Genomic DNA, 16,236 nt, shown 5'->3' with positions numbered 1-16,236 from the left:
GGAGAAAGATTTTCATTGCGGGACAAATCAGTCTATCTTAAAGGAAATGATCATTCTCTAATGGTGTTTGAGATGAACGATAACCGTTATAAAGAGCGGGGACGACCGCGGGCGTTTGATACCGATTCGGCACTGGACAGCGCAATGCTGGTATTCCGGCAAAAGGGCTATCACGCCACCTCGATCGGCGATTTGGGCCAGGCTATGCAACTCACTACCGGCAGCATCTATAAAGCTTTTACCGACAAGCGCACGCTGTTTGCAAACGTCTTTGCTCGCTATCTCTCAATGCGTAACAGCAGTTTAGCCGCGCGGCTGGCGCAATGTGAAAATGGCCGTGAGCAACTGGCGGCGCTACTCAATTTTTATGTGGATTCAGTGCGCGATGTAGAAGGTGAGCGCGGCTGTCTGGTGGCTGTCAGCGCCTTAGAGCTGCAAACTCTGGATGAGGAACTTGCCGGAGCCGTCAGCGCGGCGCTGATACGCAACCAGCAGAATCTGCAGCAGATAATCAGCCTGGGTCAGCAGGATGGTTCGGTCAATCCTGCACTGGACAGAGAGGCCACCGCTTCGCTGATGCTATGCATTGTTCTGGGGATGCGGGTAGCCGGTAAAGTTGCTGCTACCCGGCCCGATGCCAGCATCATCCCCCTGGCGCTAAAGATACTCGACTAAATTTTTTACACATTAAAGAAGTGATCGTTTCCTTATTATCCGGAGGTTTCATGCACGTTTATCCACTCTACCAGCACCACTTTATTAACATTGACTCGCAGCGGCTGCACTACCTCAGCGCAGGCAGTGAACACGCTGAGGCTGTGCTTCTGCTCGCGGGTTTCCCGCAAAGCAGTTATGCCTGGCGGGAGGTTATTCCCTTGCTTGCCAGCCGCTTTCATGTGATCGCACCCGACCTGCCAGGGCAGGGTGATTCTGACTTTCCTGCCAGTGGTTACGACACTGACAGCGTGGCAGAGCGCATACTGGCGCTGCTGAACCAGCTGGGTATCGAACGCTTTCATCTGGCCGGACATGATATCGGGGCGTGGGTCGCCTGGTCACTGGCGGCAGGCCATCCCGAAAAGGTTAGCCGTCTCGCGCTGCTGGATGGCGGCATTCCCGGTATCACGCTGCCTGACTTACTGCCAATGGTGGGTGATAGCGCCTGGAAAACCTGGCATTTTGGATTTCACTGTGTGGATGATTTACCGGAAGCGCTGATCACTGGCAGAGAGGCGATCTACCTCGACTGGTTTTTTAACCGTAAGTCAGCCAATCCACATCGCATAGATGCGGCGGCCCGTCATGAATATTTGCGCGTTTTTCAGCAGCCCGGGGCCTTGCGGGCCGGACTGGCTTTTTACCGCGCTTTTGCACAGTCGGCAGAGCAGAATCGACAGCGCGCTTTAAAAGGCAAACTGGCTTTACCGCTGCTGGCTGTCAGTGCCGACCAGGGATCGATACCCGATATGGCCACCCCGCTGCGCACCGTAGCGCATCAGGTAAGCAGTGAAACTGTTCTCAACTGCGGCCATTTTATTCCCGACGAACAACCCGAGAAATTAGCGGAAATACTGGCAGACTTCTTTATTACCTCTCCGGATAAAAGCGAAATATCACCTCAGTGACAGTAGGGAAAGTAATGTCGTGTGGCGGATTATTAATATTATTGCTGATCCGCTGTTATCTCATACAGGTTTCCAATAAATAACACTATCTTATTGATTTTTAAGTATGTAGAGCAGGCTGTTGCGCGTTGCTTTCTGTCGCGTGCTGTGAATAAATAAACGGTCATCAACGTCCGCCATCAGGATGAGATTAAAATAGCGGTCGGCAGCAGAGTGCCGATCGCATATTGCCGGGGCTGCTATGAATCAGGAAAAAGCACGACTGGCCGGGGAAATAAAAGCCAGAGTTAATGAACTTGAATCGCAGTTAGTGGCGATTCGACGTGATATCCATGCGCATCCGGAATTAGGCTTTGATACGCTGCGCACCGCCAGTCTGGTCACAGAGTATCTGCAGGCGCTGGGACTCAATCCCCGCACCGGCGTTGGCCGCAGCGGTGTTGTGGTAGATATCGACGGCGCAGAGCCGGGTAAGACGCTGCTGTTGCGCGCCGACATGGACGCGTTGCCGATACATGAGCAGACCGGTTTACCGTTTGCCAGCCGCTATCCCGGAAAAATGCACGCCTGTGGGCATGATATTCACACCGCAACGATGCTGGGTGTGGCAACGATCCTGCCGCACTATCGTCAGCAACTCAAAGGCCGGGTCCGGCTGATATTCCAGCCCGCGGAAGAGACGCCAGAAAGTGGCGCTGAGGCGATGATTGCGGACGGCGCGGCAGATGGCATCGACTGGGCCGTGACCCTGCATAACAAGCCTGAACTGGCTGCGGGGGAAGTCGCCCTGACGCGCGGGGCCAGCACTGCCTCCAGCGATGAATTCGACATTACGGTGCATGGCGTATCGACCCACGCGGCACGTCCGCACATGGGCACCGATCCGATCATCGCGACCGTGCATCTCATCAGCCAGCTACAGACCCTCATCTCGCGTGAACGCGATCCCGCTCACTCCGCCGTATTAACCATCGGGCACATTCAGGGTGGTACCACCCACAATATCATTCCCGATAGCTGCCTGTTTCAGGGCACCATCCGTACTAAATCGCCGGAAGTACGCGCTGCTATGGAAACCTCGTTTAAACGGATGTGCAAAGGGGTGGCGCTGGCGCAAAACGTACGGGTGGAGGTTAACTTCCAGCGCGGCGTGCCGCCTCTGATGAATGACGATCGCCTGATCGATTCACTGGAACAGATTCTGTCGCATCAGTTTGATAAGCCCATCATCGCGCAGCCCAGCGCCAGCTTTGGTGCCGAAGATTTTTCACTGTTCACGGAACGGGTACCGGGCTGCCAGATTCATATTGGATCGGCCACGCCGGGCCGTGACGATCACCTGCATAACTCCGACTATCAGCCGGACGAACGCAGCATTACCGCCGGGACGCAGGCGCTGACCCGCCTTGCAATTGATTTACTCTCTTAATAATAAATAAATGAGGTTTATATGATGATGCGTAACCGCCTGTTTACGGCTTCTCTGACCGTGGCGCTGCTCGCCACTTCCGCGTTCAGCCAGGCGAAAGATTTCGGCACCCTGAAGTTTGCGACTGAAGCGGCTTATCCTCCGTTCAACCAGACCACACCGAGCGGCAAAATCGTCGGCTATGAGCCGGATATGGTGGCGGAGCTGGCTAAACGTGCTGGCTTTAAATATGAAATCATCGCCCAGAAATGGTCGGGCATGATCCCAGGTCTTATCGACGGTAAATATGATGCGGTGATCGATGCGGTGACCGTAACGCCAAAACGTGCTGAAGCGATCGATTTTACCCATCAGTACACCGTCAGTGTCTCCAGCTTTGTGACTGCGAAAAAAAGCCCGCTGGCCACGCTGCCAGGCAGCGGCACGATTGTGACGGCGGATGATGACGCCGGCATGAAAAAAGCGATCGACGATCTGAAAACCACCTTCAAAGGGAAAACCATCGCGGTGCAGGTCGCCACCATTCAGGCGGATTTCCTGCAGAAATACCTGGGCGACGTTGCCACTATCCGCACCTATCAGGCGGGTCCTGAAACCTTCGCCGACCTGATGAATGGCCGGGTGGATGCCGTCATGGCGTCTCGTACCAACCTCAACGCCTTTGTGAAAAAACATGCTGAGGCGATCAGCAGCAGCGGCTATGGCTTCTCCGGTGGCGTGCTGGGCGCAGGCTCGGCGATTGGTCTGCGTAAAGGCAACAGTGAGCTGCAGCAGGTGCTGAATCAGGCGCTGGACTCCATGATCAAAGATGGGACGCTGAGCAAACTGTCGATCAAATGGTTTGGCGAAGATGTCGCGCCGAAAGCGTAACCGCTGATGCTGATGAATATTGACTGGCAGATACTGGGCTTCGGGGATGAGGGCTGGGGTGGCGTGCTGCTTAACGCCGCCGCCGTCACCGTCAGCGTGTCGTTATGCGCCTGGCTGCTGGGTGCGTTGCTGGGCAGCGTGCTCTGCTGGATGCAGATTGCCGGTTCACGCTGGCAGCAGCGACTGGCGGCAGGCTATATCACACTGTTTCGCGGCGTGCCGGAACTGCTGGTGATCTACCTCTTCTACTTCGGTGGACGACAGGTGGTCTCCACCGTGGGCACCGCGCTGGGCTTCCAGGGACCGTTCGATGTGAACGGTTTTGTGGCGGGCGCGATTGCCATCGGGCTGATCTCCGGTGCCTATCAAAGCGGGGTATTCCGTGGCGCCTTCTACGCTATTCCCGGCGGAACGCTGGAAGCGGCGACCGTGACCGGCATGGGACGGCTGATGATGTTTCGCCGCATTATCGTGCCGCAGGCGTTACGCACTGCGCTGCCCGGCATGGGCAACCAGTGGCAATCGGTGATCAAAGAGTCGGCGCTGGTCTCGGTAACCGGACTGGTGGAAACGATGAACCAGGTCTCCACCGCAGCCAACTCCACCCAGATGTCCTTTTTCTTCTACAGCGTGGGTGCGGTGATCTACCTGATTATCACCACCTGTTCCGATATGGTTTTCCGCTACGTGGAAAAGTTTGCGATGCGCGGTCAACAGCGCGTGAAGGGGTAAGGAGTCCACGTGGATATCATGTTTTTACAGCAGACGCTGCTGGCGCTGCTGAAAGGATTGCCGCTGACCATCAACCTGGCGCTGCTCTCACTCTTTGGCGGCGGCGTGCTGGCGCTGCTGCTTAACCTGCTGCGCATGACGCGTGTCGGCAGCGTTTTCTGTCGCTTCTACGTCTGGCTATTTCGCGGTACGCCACTGCTGATCCAGATCTTTATGGTCTATTACGGCCTGGGCAGTTTACCGGCGGTGCGGGAAAGCTTGTTCTGGCCGCTGCTGCGCGATCCCTACTGGTGCGGCTTACTGGCGCTGATTCTCAATGATGCCGCCTATACCTCGGAGATCCTGCGCGGCGGGCTGCGTGCCGTCAGTCAGCAGTCGCTGGAGGCCGCTAAAGTCTCAGGCATGTCGTCGTATAAAATCTTTACCCGCATCACCTTACCGATTGCGATTCGACAGGCATTGCCGGCCTACAGCAATGAGATCATCTCGATGATCAAAGCAACGTCGCTGGTCAGCACTATCAGCCTGATGGAGATGACCGGCATTGCCGACTCGATAGTCTCTTCCACTTTCCGGGCGCTGGAGGTGTTCCTGAGCGCGGCGGTGATCTACCTGATACTCACCATGCTGGTCAGCAAAGGCGTATCGATGCTGGAACGACGCTTATCACCTTACTATTTTGGAGCACGCTCATGACCGCACCTACCATCATGCTGAGTCATCTCAGAAAGAGTTATGCGGGACACGAAGTGCTGCACGACATCAGCCTGACCGCGCAGGATGGCGATGTGATATCGCTGATTGGTGCCAGTGGGTCGGGAAAAAGTACGCTGTTACGCTGCATTCCGTTTCTTGAAGTGCCGCAGGCAGGCGAAATTGCGGTAGGCGAGGTGAACGTCACCCTGGATAACGCCGACGAAAAACTGAGCCGCGAGCAGCGCCGTCGCATCAAGCTGATGCGAATGCAGCTCGGCTTTGTATTTCAGAGCTTCAACCTGTGGCCGCATAAAACGGTGATGCAGAACATCATTGAAGCGCCGGTTCATGTGCAGAAGCGCAGCCATAAAGAGGCGACTGAAGAAGCGGAAGCGCTGCTCCATAAAGTGGGACTCTATGCAAAACGCGACGCCTGGCCGTCACAGCTTTCCGGCGGACAGCAGCAGCGTGTGGCGATTGCACGGGCGCTGGCGCAGCAGCCAAAAGCGATACTGTTCGATGAGCCAACTTCAGCGCTGGATCCGGAGCTGGTGGGCGAAGTATTGCGGGTGATCCGCAGTCTGGCGGAAGAGGGACGTACCATGATTATCGTCACCCATGAAATGGGCTTTGCACGTGACGTGTCGAACAAAGCGGTGTTTCTGCACCAGGGCATGATTGAGGAGTCCGGTTCACCGGAGCAGGTGTTTCTCGATCCGATCTCGCCACGCTGCCGCGCCTTTGTGAACAGCCACTTTGAGCGTAATGCAGGCTGAATTGGCATTCTGATAAGGCTGACGCGCGAAAATTTCATGTTTTGAGATCACAAAACCCCGGAAGATTTTCCGGGGTTTTTTACAGCAGCCAGACCACGTTATCCAGAACGATCAGCGCGATCTTACGCCCGGTCCTGAGACGATGCAGCAGCAGCAGGGCGGCCCGCTTCAACCATTGCCTGCCATTGCTGATAGCTGGGGCGGCTCTGGATTTTTGCATACCACGCTTTCAGGGCGCGACATTCGTCAGGAACAGCAAGATTCACCAAAGTCGCGAAAATCATTCCGCCGGTTACGGCGATATCCGCCATCGAAAATGTATTGCCCGCGACATAAGGTTGTGAGCGTAAAACGCCGTCAAAGTAGTGCATCCCTCTGATGGCCTTTTCACGCATCTTCGCACCCCATTCCGGATTCTGATAGAGCTCCACCTCCGGCCCCAGTCCTGCGGTGGCATGATGGAAATAGACGCTGACTGCATCAAGAAATTCGATCTCAGCCCGTTTGGTCATCATATGGATAACGCCTTTTTCTGCCGGCGTGACGCCAGTCAGAACCGGATTGTCATCCAGCACATCGAGATATTGCGTAATGGCGGTGCATTCAGCGATCAGCGTTCCGTCATTCAGCGCTAGAACCGGCAGGGTTCCGGAATAATTGATTGCTAAAAATTCAGGTTTTTTATGCTCACCTTTCCACAGGTTGACCGGAATAAATTCGACCTCAGAAAGTAATCCCTTTTCCGCCAGGGCAATCCTGACCCGTGCAGGATAAGGGCCATCATACCAGTCATAAATCTTCATCGCGGGGAGTGACGGAACTGCAGATGCATTGTGGATATCAGTCATGATTAAGTTACCTACCTGTCAATTGGTAGGTGGATTGTGGTGCTGAACTTTCCTTATGTCAACCCCTGTCTACCAGTTGGCAGGTAAATGTTTTCCCCTTATAATGCGTCTCCACCTCCTGAAGGAAAACTGAGTTATGAGCCTGAACGCGCGTGAAGCCATTCTGGCCGCAGCAAAAAGTGCTGCCCAGAATCATGGCTATAATGGGATTAATTTTCGCAGCATCGCTGACGAGGTAGGCATCAAGAATGCCAGTATCTATTATCACTTCGCCAGTAAGGCCAATCTGGGGGCCGCGGTTGCCAACCGATACTGGCAGGATACGGCTGAGGATTTAAAGACTATACGCGAGCAAAGTGCCTCATCGGATGAAGCGTTGCAGCGCTATCCGCAGATTTTCCGCAAGTCGCTTGAAGATGCCAACCGGCTCTGTCTCTCCAGCTTTATGGCGGCGGAATATGAAGATCTGCCCGAGGAAGTGAAGCGTGAGGTTCAGTGTTTTGTCGATGCGAACGTCGAGTGGCTGACAGAGGTCCTTTGCGAAAAGTCGCCCGATAACCCGGAGAAAAATGCGCAGCGTGCGCTGGCAATCTACACCGCAGTTGCTGGCGCGCAGTTAATAGCCCGCACGCGCCAGGATATAACCATTTTTGATAACCTGATTGCGACCTATCAGGAGAGCGGCCTGATTCCGCTGTCACACTGAATTAAAACGGCACCGCGCCTGAAAGAGTTACAGACGTCAGCACTCACAGCCTCAGGGCTATCAGTGAAAGCAGCAGTGAGCATTCAGGGTTAAATCGCACTATGGCGCAAGCCGCCTGCCAGTTGTGTGAACACGTCGATCATCTTTGGCAGCGCCTTTTCCGGCTCGCTGCTGGAAGCGACCCACAGTGCGGCATTCAGCGCCGCGCTGTTCAGCAGATGAGCGGCGGCATCGACGTTGACCGGCTTCATTATCCCGCTGTCGATAAGACGGGTAATCGTTTCACGCGTGGCTTCCAGGCAGCTGTTCTGGCTGGGCCATTGCGAGGGATCTCCCAGAAAAGCCGGGCCATCGCGCAGCACAATGCGTTGCACTTCGGCATCCATTGCCATGCGGATGTAGGCGATGCCTTCAGCCACCAGCTTCTCCCACGCATCGCTCACCCCAGACGCTGCCGCTTTAGCCTGCTGCGCCATTTCGCCATCAACCTGTGCGACGACCGCTGCAAGCAGCCCCTTTTTGTCACCAAAATTGTGGTAGAGCGCCCCGCGTGTCAGACCTACGCTGGCCGTCAGTTCATCCATTGACGCGGCGGCAAAGCCTTTTTCGGCAAAGGCTTTGCGTGCTGCTGCAATCAGTTTTGCCCGGTTCTCTTCCATTGTTTCAGCGCGACGTTTAGCGGCCATACACTCTCCTTTCACATACGCGAGGTATATTAATTGACATGCGCGACGTATGTGTGATTAATGTGACATACGCCGCGTATATTAAATCAAACTCGTGTGCGCTGCATCCTGCAATCCGCTAAAGGCTATTGAGGAAATTCTATGATCACCCGCGAACCCATTTTTCCTGCCAATCGTCACGCTCTCTATGAGCAACATGGTTATTCAGCGGCTATCCGCTCAGGCGATCTGCTGTTTGTCTCTGGTCAGGTGGGCAGCCGTGCCGACGGCACGCCGGAGCCCGATTTTGCTGCTCAGGTAGAACGGGCATTTGAAAATCTGGCAGCCACGCTCGCTGCGGCAGGGTGTACCTTTGACGATCTGATCGATGTCACCACATTTCACACCGATCCGGAGCAACAGTTCGAAACCATCATGCAGATAAAGCAGCGCGTTTTTCCGCAGCCTCCTTATCCTAACTGGACAGCGGTGGGAGTGACGTGGCTGGCGGGATTTGATTTTGAAATTAAGGTGATTGCGCGCATTCCCGATCAACGGGACCAACGGAGCCTGTCACAGAGTGCATAAAGCATGAGTGGCAATCTGCCTGTCAGGCACTTTACTCCGGAGACGGGTGCTGCGATGACATGCCGGACGTTAAATATGCTGGCATTACAGACAGGGATGTCCCGCGCTGCATTTGCAAAACACTTTGGTCAGACGGTTGGAATTACGCCCATAGAATATCTGACGCAATTGAGGATGCTACTCGCCAGCGATCGTCTGCAAAATTCAGGCGAGACGATTTCAGGCATGTCTGCCGCGCTGGGATATGAGTCGGAGAGCGCCTTCAGAAAAGCATTTAAGCGTGTTACTGGCGCTCCACCAGGAAAGTAAATTCGTTCGAAAAAGTTTTGAAGGTTAATCGAAAACCCCATTAATTACGGCGGTCACGACAGCGGTGCTCAGGGCTATCAGCACAAGATTATCTCCGACGGCTCGCCATTCGTAACCAGGGTAATAGGGCAGCTCATTTAGCATTGATGCTGGCAAACTTTTTTTGGCGATACCCGGAGGCAAAGGTTTACCACGCGCAACTTTTTTAGCTATTCCTGGCGGCAAAGACTGATAGCCGACAAGGCCATAATTGACGGCAAGTTTACGTGCAAGAGAGTAGTTGATATCTGACTCGACGTGATCGGGTCGTCCTGCGTTCTTACGATTTCCATGTTTTTCTTTCGGACCCGCATTACCATGCCCCTTGTTTCCGTGCTCTCCGCTTTTGCCGTTATTAACCGGGTTTCCGCTATTACCATTACCCTGACCGCCACCACCGTTGCCGTTGCCCGGATTTGCGAAAACGGGCGCAGCAAGCACGGTACAAGATATCACCACCGCAAATGCGGCTTTTAAAGCGCGAGATTTGAGCATGTGATCTTTCCTTAATATTATTCAGTAATCTGAACCAGAAAATATAAAGCGATGTAAGGAGGTAACATGAGCTCAACCTCTTCACATTATTATGTCACCTGTTAGTTATTACCCAGCATTAAACGGCCGACAACCACATAGCAACCTTAAGAATTATCTCAAAGTAATCAAAGAAAAGCTGTACGGTGTTTTGATATTTCGTATAAATTTTATGCTGAAACCCTTGCTAACAATAGATAAATTTTCGGCTTTAAGCGAGGCGGAATACATTTTCGTTATTTTTATGCTGCTGCAATGCATTGTTTATACTTGCGATTACCTGACATTACTACAACGCTTAATAACTCTGCTACATAAGGTACCTTAAGCGAGACAGAAACCATGTCGACTCATGAGACGGAGCAGGTAATTTTGAGCAGAACTTTTCTGATATCGGTCTTCCCATAATATTCAGGATTACAAAATGAAAAATAATAAAAGCTATAAAGGATGGCTGGCTATATCAGCCGTCGTCGCTCTGTGCAGCACTGCCACCGTACAGGCTGAGACGCAGACAAGCGCCCCGCAGGGCGGGAATACACCGCAGACCGTAAAGAGTGACAAGCTCAGCCCTGGTGATGAAAAAGCACTGAAGGATATGGCGCAGGCCAATCTCAATGAAATTGCCGCCGCCAAAATTGCGCTGAACAAAACACAAAGCGCAGAAGTTAAAACCTTTGCACAGAAGATGGTCGAAGATCATGGCAGTGCCCTGACAAAAGTTCAGGCGGTTGCTAAGCAAAAAGAGGTGACATTACCGACTGCGCCAGACGCTAAACATAAGGCCATGGCCGACAAGCTGGAAAAGCAGAGCGGCGGTGCCTTTGACAAAATGTATATGGAAAATGCCGGAATAATGGATCATAAGATGGTGCTGTCGACGCTGAAGAGTGACGCGACGAAGATAAAGGATCCGGATGTGAAGGCGCTGGCCGACGCGCATACCCCTGTTGTAGAACAGCATCTGAAATCCGCCCAGCACATGGCGATGTAACCGGGCTGGCCGGTTCCGAATTATCCGCAAGCGCTGTTACGGGATCATCGGGACCAGCCAGAAACGACATAATCCACCATCAGCTGGAGTTTCTCTCTCGTTACGCCAGCCTTTGCCTGAACAGCCATGCCCTGCGCTCAGCCACATCGGTATAACTGGGTTGAAATGCGAGCTTCAGGCGCCATCAAGCCCCAGCGTTTCACGACGTAGTAAGGCCCAGTCAATCAGAGCAGTCATTGATGGCCCAAGCGCTTTTCCCAGGTCGGTAAGTGAATACTCAACACGCGGAGGGACTTCGGGATACACCGTGCGTGTCACGATGCCATCCTGTTCCAGTTGTTTAAGCTGCTGGATCAGCATTTTTTGATTTACGCCCTCAATCCGGCGCTCCAGCTCTGAAAAGCGCAGCGGGCCTTTAGCAGCGAAAAGCTGACAGATGATAATTGTCTTCCATTTTCCTTCAATAATCTTCAGCGCCTCAGTAGTAGCCTGAGCCCACACCAGTCGCTGCTCCGGAATATCACAACGCCAGTCTCTTTCCATACTTACCTTCAGGTTAGTAACCCACTATTTTGTCGGTTCTTGTTGTTTATTCAGTCAATATGTAGGTTATCTCACTCACCACAGAATCAGGAGCGAAATATGAAAATCGGCGTAATTGGCACAGGTAATATCGGTGGCACCCTGGCACGGAAGCTCAGTGAAGCGGGGCACAAGGTAAAAATCGCTAATTCACGCGGAGTTGATGGCGTGCGTGTTTTTGCGGGTGAAATTAATGCAGAACCCACAGACATCAGGGGAGCGGTTACAGACGTCGAAGCCGTGATTCTCTCCATTCCGCTTCCGGCACTTAGCAGCCTGCCTGATGGGCTTTTCGATCACCTGCCACCCCATGTCCCGGTGATCGACACCAGCAATTACTATCCTGGCCTGCGTGACGCACCGATTACTGCACTGGATAATGGGCAGACCGAAAGCGAATGGGTTCAGGAGCAAATCGGACACCCTGTGGTTAAAGCTTTTAATAATATCCTTGCCGACTCGCTCGCCGATCTGGGCCAGCCGCAGGGAAGTCGGGGTCGTCTGGCGGTTGCCGTAGCGGGAGATCATCCTGAAGCAGTGCAGACGGCCATGTCACTGGTTAACGACACCGGTTTTGATCCTGTGTTCTCTGGGACTATCGCTGAATCATGGCGTCAGCAGCCCTGCACACCTTGTTACTGCTGTGACTGGGAAGCGCCCGTGATGCTGCGAGCTCTGGCGTTGGCCAGAAAGGGAGAAGGTCAGGCTCGGTTGCCACAGCTTTATGCCAGTTTCGCGACGCTGGGTGATGCACCCTCTCATCAGGATATTATCGAAAACAACCGTGCCATAAACTGGCCGGTTTAAATCGCCCGGCCAGGATAATCTGTCTGCATTGAAGTTCTGGATAAAGATTGTTCTGAGAATATTTTTGCATAGTGGCTCTGGCTCAGGCATGTAGTCCACGGTATTGCTCTGCAGGCTTGTCCTTAAGCCTGAGAGATCCAGATTACTCTCCGGCGAGTGCGGTAATAAAGTCACGATAGGTATGCAGTGGGCGGCCAGGCAGGGTGACCAGACGTTCCCGGTCGCCCTCTTGTGGAATCATCCCATCACTGACGTAACGTTCAGCCATCAGCCGCATTTCATACGCCATCCAGCGCGGCATAAACTCCGCCATATTGGCTTGGAATGCATCCGGATTATCTCCTCCATAAATTACCGGACGGCCCAGAAGCTGTTGCCAGGCTGCTGCTGCCTCTTCTCCGTTGAGCGTATCCGGCCCCACGAGACTGAGCGTTTCGACCGGTAATTCTTCGCTGGCCTGGTCGCGCCTTATCACTTCAATTGCCGCCACTTCAGCAATATCCCGTGTATCGATCATTACAGTTACGGATTATCAGACCTCTTTACGGCCCAGATAACGCTCTTTCATCAGTGACAGTTTTATGCCGATATCCAGCGCCGGCGATGGCGGCATGAAACTGGCCTTGCCCAGCGACAGCATATCCGCGATATGCGGGTTGTCCTGTTTCATCATGTAATCAGCCAGCAGACTGCCCGCTACGGTCTGTTTTGAAACACCTGCGCCGTTACAGCCACCCGCCGTACAGATAAATTTGTTCAGCATGCCCCATTCAGGCGCGCTGTTTCGCGTAACGCTGATGGTGCCGGACCAGGTATGGGTTATCTTCACACTGCCCAGGGTCGGATAGACTTTATGAAATAAGCGCTGATGCAGCTGGGTTGCCTGCCAGGTCTGCGCGGCATTCACCTGACCGCTGAGTGCGGGTATCACGTGCTGGCGAATCAGGAAACGGCGGTCTGAGGTAAAACGGAAGGTTGCACCGGCAATCGCATTTACCGGCGTAAGCCCCCAGCTCTGCATGGGGGGCAGGGTGGCCAGTTGTTCATCCGTCAGCGGATCGGTGATGCTGGCGAAGGTCGCCATTGCAGCCTGCCGCGAAAGTCCTGGTCGCAACTCTGGCGATAATGCGTTGGTGGCCAGCATCACCTTTGGCGTTTTGATGATGCCAAACGGTGTCAGCACTTCAGCCATGCTGCCGTAGCGAATCCCCAGCACTGGCGTGTTATCGAAGCGTTGAACATTTTCAGACAAATAGTGGTTTAGCCCGGCGATCAACTGCGCCGGATTCACCAGCACGCAGCCAGGGGTAAATATCCCTTTGCTGTAAAAGCGCGTGCCGAGTTTAAAGTAAAGCTCCTCGCTGTCTGACATCTGCCACGGCTCATCCATTAAATCGAGGTGGCTGGCGTACTCTTTTAAAATACGATCACTGCCACGTTCAGCCTGGCAGTGATATTTACCGACCTGTTGCCAGTCGCACTGAAGATGATGCTGAGAAATAACCTGCTCCAGCTGACGAATGCCTTCCTGAAGCAGGTTACGGTAAGCGTTGGCCTTTTTTAATTCAGCGGTGGAGCTGCCAATATTATGAGGCAGACCGATAACAAACCCGGAATTACGTGCCGATGCACTTTCTCGTGTGCTGTGCGCATCGACGATGATAATTTTCAGGTCGGGATTAATTTCAGCCAGGCGGCGCGTAAAGGCAACACCTGCAAATCCCGCGCCGACGATAACCCAGTCGGCAGTGATATCCTCTCGCAGCATGGGCTGCGGCGTAAAACAATGCTCACCCGCAGGCCAGCCCAGTTGATTGTGATTAAATGGTATCGATGCGTAGCGCAATTCCCTGTGCCTTCTCTGAAAAAATAAAAGAAATTTATAAGTGAAACCGGGATATCTATGCCAGCGGTAATCTGATTATTGTTGATTTCAGACAAGTAAAATTCAGGTGGATGATTTTTGAGTTAACAACCAAAGGTGGCGCGAATTTTCGAAGAAGAGATTATAACGCGACTATTATGGGTTTTATTGGCTAGCACCAAAGACCGAAACCAGCGATCTGCAGAGGCGATATATTCATGAGGCCCGAGCAGGTGAGAGCGAAATGGAACAGATCGCGCTGTTAACTGGCAATTTCGAGTGCGAATCAGCTCCTGAAACTGATGCCTGTACGGCATCAAAGCGTTTTATAGATTTCAGCAATGACCTGCATCGTTGCCTCTTCTACGGTTCCTTCATTGCGACATAAAAACCAGCCGTGGTTGGTCATCTCCTGCTCGAACGCTCTGGTGCAAGCGACATGCTCTTCCAGCCTGTGAATCACTGTACTCCCCAGCCCACGCGATCGTGCCGCGGCTCGTTCCCATGAAATCTCAGGTGCCGTGACTACCCCGATATGCAGGTCTGGCGCTCGCACGTTGTGCTCAATGTTTCGCTGCAAAATCTCTGCAAAGGGCACCAGCCGCCGAAACGCGGCATCAGACGGATACCAGCGATCCATCAGGATAATGCAGTTCCCGGGCTGTTTAGTCAGTACGTTCTGTGAAATCCAGGCTCGGCTAACGGCAAAACGTTCACAAATTTCCCGCTCAAGTTCGACGGAGGGATTTCTGGCGAGCCTGTTAACCAGCGCCATTGTTTCCGCCCTGAAGGGATCGCTTTTTTGCTCGCTAAGTCGGATCACCTTCCTGTTATCTGCTCTTAGCACTTGCGTAATGGACTCCAGCAGAGTGGTTTTACCGGTTCCCTTGGGCCCATCCAGAGAAACAAACAGCTGACGACTCATGCCTGGAATGAGAAGTGAGGAAAGATTTTTGTGAATCGTGCATCCGGTAAAAACATCTTATTTTCCTGGTTTGAACAGCTGAACCTACATCGTTCTCTGTAACCGTCAGGCACGTCAGCGTGAACATGATTTTTAAACAGACCCTGGTGAACACGCTGGTAACGGTTCTGACTCACGAGTTTATAGAACAGGATGTTAGTCAGGTAAGCTTAATAGTTGAGGCCTGTGCGGTGTAGTTTAAGGGAAGCGTCTGGAAAACGGAAAAGATCGTGCCTGTTCTGCCATTTACCCATTCAAACGCATGTCCTTAATCGCAATAACGAGCCCTCAAAGGCAATCCCCCGGTACGTGCAGGAATCTGGCGAGTAGAAATTATCTATATTATGCTCATAAGCCCTTGTTAAATCGATCCTAATCCAATCCTGCCTAAGGTGGTTAAATGTCTGACGAAAGAGAAATCAAACTGGAGACTGCTTTAAAACTGGCGGCCGATCATCCAGCAGAACGACCTGAGTTTTACCGGGTACTGTTAGATTCATCGCTTTACGTCCTGGGTAGTTCCGGAGGGGCAACGGGTGATGGTGAGGTCGAACTAAAGGCGGGTGAGAATATCTCGATTCAGCACTGGGAAAAACCGGATGGAACGCCTGTCATTCCGGTATTCAGCTCGCTTGCCACCCTGCAGCGCGCCATCAGCCAGGAAAGTAAATACATGAAGTTGCCTGCCAGAGCCTTTTTTGAAATGACGCGGGGAGAGGGTGTGTTTCTTAATCCCAGGTCGGATTACGGAAAGGAGTTTGTGCCGGAAGAAATAGAAGCCATGCTGGCGGAAGGAACGGGTCGCCTGCCGCAGACAAGGGTGGTTGAGGAAGAAACACAGGTATTAGTGGGAGTACCTGCCGTTGTTCCGGACAGGCTTCTGAAAGAGTTATCAGCCTGGTTTGCAAAATGTCCCGGGGTCAGCCGTGCATTCCTGGTTTTAATGCACGACCCGTCAGTCGATGATAAACCGCATTATCTGGTGGGGGTGGAAATGAGCGGTGATGTGCAAGAGGTGATGCGTGGTGCGGGTCTTGTCGCAGCGGATACCTCTCCGGATGGGCAGGCGGTGGATCTGATGCGCCTTGGCCAGAACGACAAAGGTCTGGACTCACATATCAGGTCGCAGTTTACGCCATTCTATGTTCGGAGCATGAAGCAAAAACTAAAGGGCATGTTTGGACGCTGAGCGCTGAACGGCTTCTGAA

General features: G+C 53.0%; 20 protein-coding genes. 13 read left to right on the top strand and 7 right to left on the bottom strand.

Going from position 1 to position 16,236, the window contains the following annotated elements; translation table 11 throughout:
- The first annotated feature begins 60 nt into the window (after positions 1–60).
- The 7 genes from AFL22_RS09845 to AFL22_RS09815 all read left to right on the top strand — a co-directional run bounded on the left by AFL22_RS09845 (position 61) and on the right by AFL22_RS09815 (position 6,128).
- A complete protein-coding gene (locus tag AFL22_RS09845; protein ID WP_052271292.1) occupies positions 61–675 on the top strand; it encodes a TetR/AcrR family transcriptional regulator in 615 nt (204 codons plus the stop codon).
- 50 nt (positions 676–725) lie between these two features.
- Entirely contained in the window at positions 726–1,625 is a 900-nt protein-coding gene (locus AFL22_RS09840; RefSeq protein ID WP_052271291.1) for an alpha/beta hydrolase, read from the top strand.
- Positions 1,626–1,866: 241 nt separating this feature from the next.
- Positions 1,867–3,054 carry a M20 family metallopeptidase gene (locus AFL22_RS09835; protein ID WP_052271290.1) on the top strand — a complete coding sequence of 396 codons (1,188 nt, stop codon included), beginning with the start codon at positions 1,867–1,869 and terminating at the stop codon, positions 3,052–3,054.
- A gap of 21 nt (positions 3,055–3,075) precedes the next feature.
- Positions 3,076–3,924 (top strand): transporter substrate-binding domain-containing protein, encoded by an 849-nt coding sequence (locus tag AFL22_RS09830; RefSeq protein WP_022624593.1) that lies wholly within the window; start codon positions 3,076–3,078, stop codon positions 3,922–3,924.
- A gap of 6 nt (positions 3,925–3,930) precedes the next feature.
- Positions 3,931–4,656, top strand: coding sequence for an ABC transporter permease subunit (locus AFL22_RS09825; protein WP_010246779.1), 726 nt, complete (start codon positions 3,931–3,933; stop codon positions 4,654–4,656).
- Between the two features lie 9 nt (positions 4,657–4,665).
- The gene (locus tag AFL22_RS09820; RefSeq protein ID WP_010246777.1) at positions 4,666–5,352 is read left to right on the top strand and encodes an ABC transporter permease subunit; all 687 of its coding nucleotides are present in this window, start codon (positions 4,666–4,668) and stop codon (positions 5,350–5,352) included.
- Positions 5,349–6,128, top strand: a complete 780-nt coding sequence (locus AFL22_RS09815; RefSeq protein ID WP_052271289.1) for an ATP-binding cassette domain-containing protein — start codon at positions 5,349–5,351, stop codon at positions 6,126–6,128. Before AFL22_RS09820 ends, AFL22_RS09815 begins: the two co-directional genes overlap by 4 nt.
- Positions 6,129–6,250: 122 nt before the next feature.
- Here the strand turns inward: AFL22_RS09815 and AFL22_RS09810 are convergent, their stop codons facing one another.
- Positions 6,251–6,976 carry a glutathione S-transferase gene (locus AFL22_RS09810; RefSeq protein ID WP_033779995.1) on the bottom strand — a complete coding sequence of 242 codons (726 nt, stop codon included), beginning with the start codon at positions 6,974–6,976 and terminating at the stop codon, positions 6,251–6,253.
- Between the two features lie 136 nt (positions 6,977–7,112).
- On the opposite strand from AFL22_RS09810, the gene AFL22_RS09805 reads away from it, so the two are divergent.
- On the top strand, positions 7,113–7,682 hold the full coding sequence (locus AFL22_RS09805; protein ID WP_033779997.1) for a TetR/AcrR family transcriptional regulator: 570 nt from the start codon (positions 7,113–7,115) through the stop codon (positions 7,680–7,682).
- 89 nt (positions 7,683–7,771) lie between these two features.
- Here the strand turns inward: AFL22_RS09805 and AFL22_RS09800 are convergent, their stop codons facing one another.
- The gene (locus AFL22_RS09800) at positions 7,772–8,368 is read right to left on the bottom strand and encodes a TetR/AcrR family transcriptional regulator (protein ID WP_052271288.1); all 597 of its coding nucleotides are present in this window, start codon (positions 8,366–8,368) and stop codon (positions 7,772–7,774) included.
- Positions 8,369–8,509: 141 nt separating this feature from the next.
- Here AFL22_RS09800 and AFL22_RS09795 point away from each other — a divergent pair, with 141 nt between their 5' ends.
- Both AFL22_RS09795 and AFL22_RS09790 read left to right on the top strand, forming a co-directional pair.
- Positions 8,510–8,935 carry a RidA family protein gene (locus tag AFL22_RS09795; RefSeq protein ID WP_010246770.1) on the top strand — a complete coding sequence of 142 codons (426 nt, stop codon included), beginning with the start codon at positions 8,510–8,512 and terminating at the stop codon, positions 8,933–8,935.
- Positions 8,936–9,010: 75 nt separating this feature from the next.
- Positions 9,011–9,244 (top strand): helix-turn-helix transcriptional regulator, encoded by a 234-nt coding sequence (locus tag AFL22_RS09790; RefSeq protein ID WP_052271287.1) that lies wholly within the window; start codon positions 9,011–9,013, stop codon positions 9,242–9,244.
- A 24-nt stretch (positions 9,245–9,268) separates the two neighbouring features.
- On the opposite strand, the gene AFL22_RS09785 is transcribed toward AFL22_RS09790, so the two are convergent.
- Complete coding sequence (locus AFL22_RS09785) at positions 9,269–9,778, bottom strand: anti-virulence regulator CigR family protein (RefSeq protein WP_022624599.1); 510 nt, start codon at positions 9,776–9,778, stop codon at positions 9,269–9,271.
- Between the two features lie 463 nt (positions 9,779–10,241).
- Between AFL22_RS09785 and AFL22_RS09775 the strand changes: the two genes are divergently transcribed.
- Positions 10,242–10,811 carry a DUF4142 domain-containing protein gene (locus AFL22_RS09775; protein WP_033760900.1) on the top strand — a complete coding sequence of 190 codons (570 nt, stop codon included), beginning with the start codon at positions 10,242–10,244 and terminating at the stop codon, positions 10,809–10,811.
- Positions 10,812–10,985: 174 nt separating this feature from the next.
- Here AFL22_RS09775 and AFL22_RS09770 read toward each other — a convergent pair whose 3' ends face one another.
- Positions 10,986–11,354: a helix-turn-helix domain-containing protein gene (locus AFL22_RS09770; RefSeq protein ID WP_052271286.1), complete on the bottom strand. Its 369-nt coding sequence runs from the start codon at positions 11,352–11,354 to the stop codon at positions 10,986–10,988.
- A 99-nt stretch (positions 11,355–11,453) separates the two neighbouring features.
- On the opposite strand from AFL22_RS09770, the gene AFL22_RS09765 reads away from it, so the two are divergent.
- The gene (locus tag AFL22_RS09765) at positions 11,454–12,200 is read left to right on the top strand and encodes an NAD(P)-binding domain-containing protein (RefSeq protein WP_050679221.1); all 747 of its coding nucleotides are present in this window, start codon (positions 11,454–11,456) and stop codon (positions 12,198–12,200) included.
- 142 nt (positions 12,201–12,342) lie between these two features.
- Here the strand turns inward: AFL22_RS09765 and AFL22_RS09760 are convergent, their stop codons facing one another.
- The 3 genes from AFL22_RS09760 to AFL22_RS09750 form a co-directional block, all read right to left on the bottom strand.
- The gene (locus AFL22_RS09760; RefSeq protein ID WP_072123881.1) at positions 12,343–12,717 is read right to left on the bottom strand and encodes an NmrA family transcriptional regulator; all 375 of its coding nucleotides are present in this window, start codon (positions 12,715–12,717) and stop codon (positions 12,343–12,345) included.
- A gap of 15 nt (positions 12,718–12,732) precedes the next feature.
- On the bottom strand, positions 12,733–14,046 hold the full coding sequence (locus tag AFL22_RS09755) for an FAD-binding oxidoreductase (protein ID WP_052271285.1): 1,314 nt from the start codon (positions 14,044–14,046) through the stop codon (positions 12,733–12,735).
- Positions 14,047–14,380: 334 nt separating this feature from the next.
- The gene (locus AFL22_RS09750) at positions 14,381–14,989 is read right to left on the bottom strand and encodes a dTMP kinase (protein ID WP_052271284.1); all 609 of its coding nucleotides are present in this window, start codon (positions 14,987–14,989) and stop codon (positions 14,381–14,383) included.
- A gap of 439 nt (positions 14,990–15,428) precedes the next feature.
- On the opposite strand from AFL22_RS09750, the gene AFL22_RS09745 reads away from it, so the two are divergent.
- Positions 15,429–16,217 carry an enhanced serine sensitivity protein SseB C-terminal domain-containing protein gene (locus tag AFL22_RS09745; protein WP_010246741.1) on the top strand — a complete coding sequence of 263 codons (789 nt, stop codon included), beginning with the start codon at positions 15,429–15,431 and terminating at the stop codon, positions 16,215–16,217.
- The last annotated feature ends 19 nt before the right edge of the window (positions 16,218–16,236 follow it).

The organism is Pantoea sp. CFSAN033090, from assembly GCF_001264395.1.
Taxonomy (GTDB): Bacteria; Pseudomonadota; Gammaproteobacteria; order Enterobacterales; family Enterobacteriaceae; genus Pantoea; species Pantoea agglomerans.
This window is presented reverse-complemented; position numbering and strand designations above follow the sequence as displayed.

Coding starts and splice junctions, on each gene's coding strand:
- AFL22_RS09810 (WP_033779995.1), bottom strand. CDS start 6,976: ATGACTGATATCCACAATGCATCTGCAGTTCCGTCACTCCCCGCGATG.
- AFL22_RS09770 (WP_052271286.1), bottom strand. CDS start 11,354: ATGGAAAGAGACTGGCGTTGTGATATTCCGGAGCAGCGACTGGTGTGG.
- AFL22_RS09830 (WP_022624593.1), top strand. CDS start 3,076: ATGATGATGCGTAACCGCCTGTTTACGGCTTCTCTGACCGTGGCGCTG.
- AFL22_RS09745 (WP_010246741.1), top strand. CDS start 15,429: ATGTCTGACGAAAGAGAAATCAAACTGGAGACTGCTTTAAAACTGGCG.
- AFL22_RS09815 (WP_052271289.1), top strand. CDS start 5,349: ATGACCGCACCTACCATCATGCTGAGTCATCTCAGAAAGAGTTATGCG.
- AFL22_RS09840 (WP_052271291.1), top strand. CDS start 726: ATGCACGTTTATCCACTCTACCAGCACCACTTTATTAACATTGACTCG.
- AFL22_RS09775 (WP_033760900.1), top strand. CDS start 10,242: ATGAAAAATAATAAAAGCTATAAAGGATGGCTGGCTATATCAGCCGTC.
- AFL22_RS09785 (WP_022624599.1), bottom strand. CDS start 9,778: ATGCTCAAATCTCGCGCTTTAAAAGCCGCATTTGCGGTGGTGATATCT.
- AFL22_RS09800 (WP_052271288.1), bottom strand. CDS start 8,368: ATGGCCGCTAAACGTCGCGCTGAAACAATGGAAGAGAACCGGGCAAAA.
- AFL22_RS09845 (WP_052271292.1), top strand. CDS start 61: ATGGTGTTTGAGATGAACGATAACCGTTATAAAGAGCGGGGACGACCG.
- AFL22_RS09835 (WP_052271290.1), top strand. CDS start 1,867: ATGAATCAGGAAAAAGCACGACTGGCCGGGGAAATAAAAGCCAGAGTT.
- AFL22_RS09805 (WP_033779997.1), top strand. CDS start 7,113: ATGAGCCTGAACGCGCGTGAAGCCATTCTGGCCGCAGCAAAAAGTGCT.
- AFL22_RS09790 (WP_052271287.1), top strand. CDS start 9,011: ATGCTGGCATTACAGACAGGGATGTCCCGCGCTGCATTTGCAAAACAC.
- AFL22_RS09795 (WP_010246770.1), top strand. CDS start 8,510: ATGATCACCCGCGAACCCATTTTTCCTGCCAATCGTCACGCTCTCTAT.
- AFL22_RS09765 (WP_050679221.1), top strand. CDS start 11,454: ATGAAAATCGGCGTAATTGGCACAGGTAATATCGGTGGCACCCTGGCA.
- AFL22_RS09760 (WP_072123881.1), bottom strand. CDS start 12,717: ATGATCGATACACGGGATATTGCTGAAGTGGCGGCAATTGAAGTGATA.
- AFL22_RS09825 (WP_010246779.1), top strand. CDS start 3,931: ATGCTGATGAATATTGACTGGCAGATACTGGGCTTCGGGGATGAGGGC.
- AFL22_RS09750 (WP_052271284.1), bottom strand. CDS start 14,989: ATGAGTCGTCAGCTGTTTGTTTCTCTGGATGGGCCCAAGGGAACCGGT.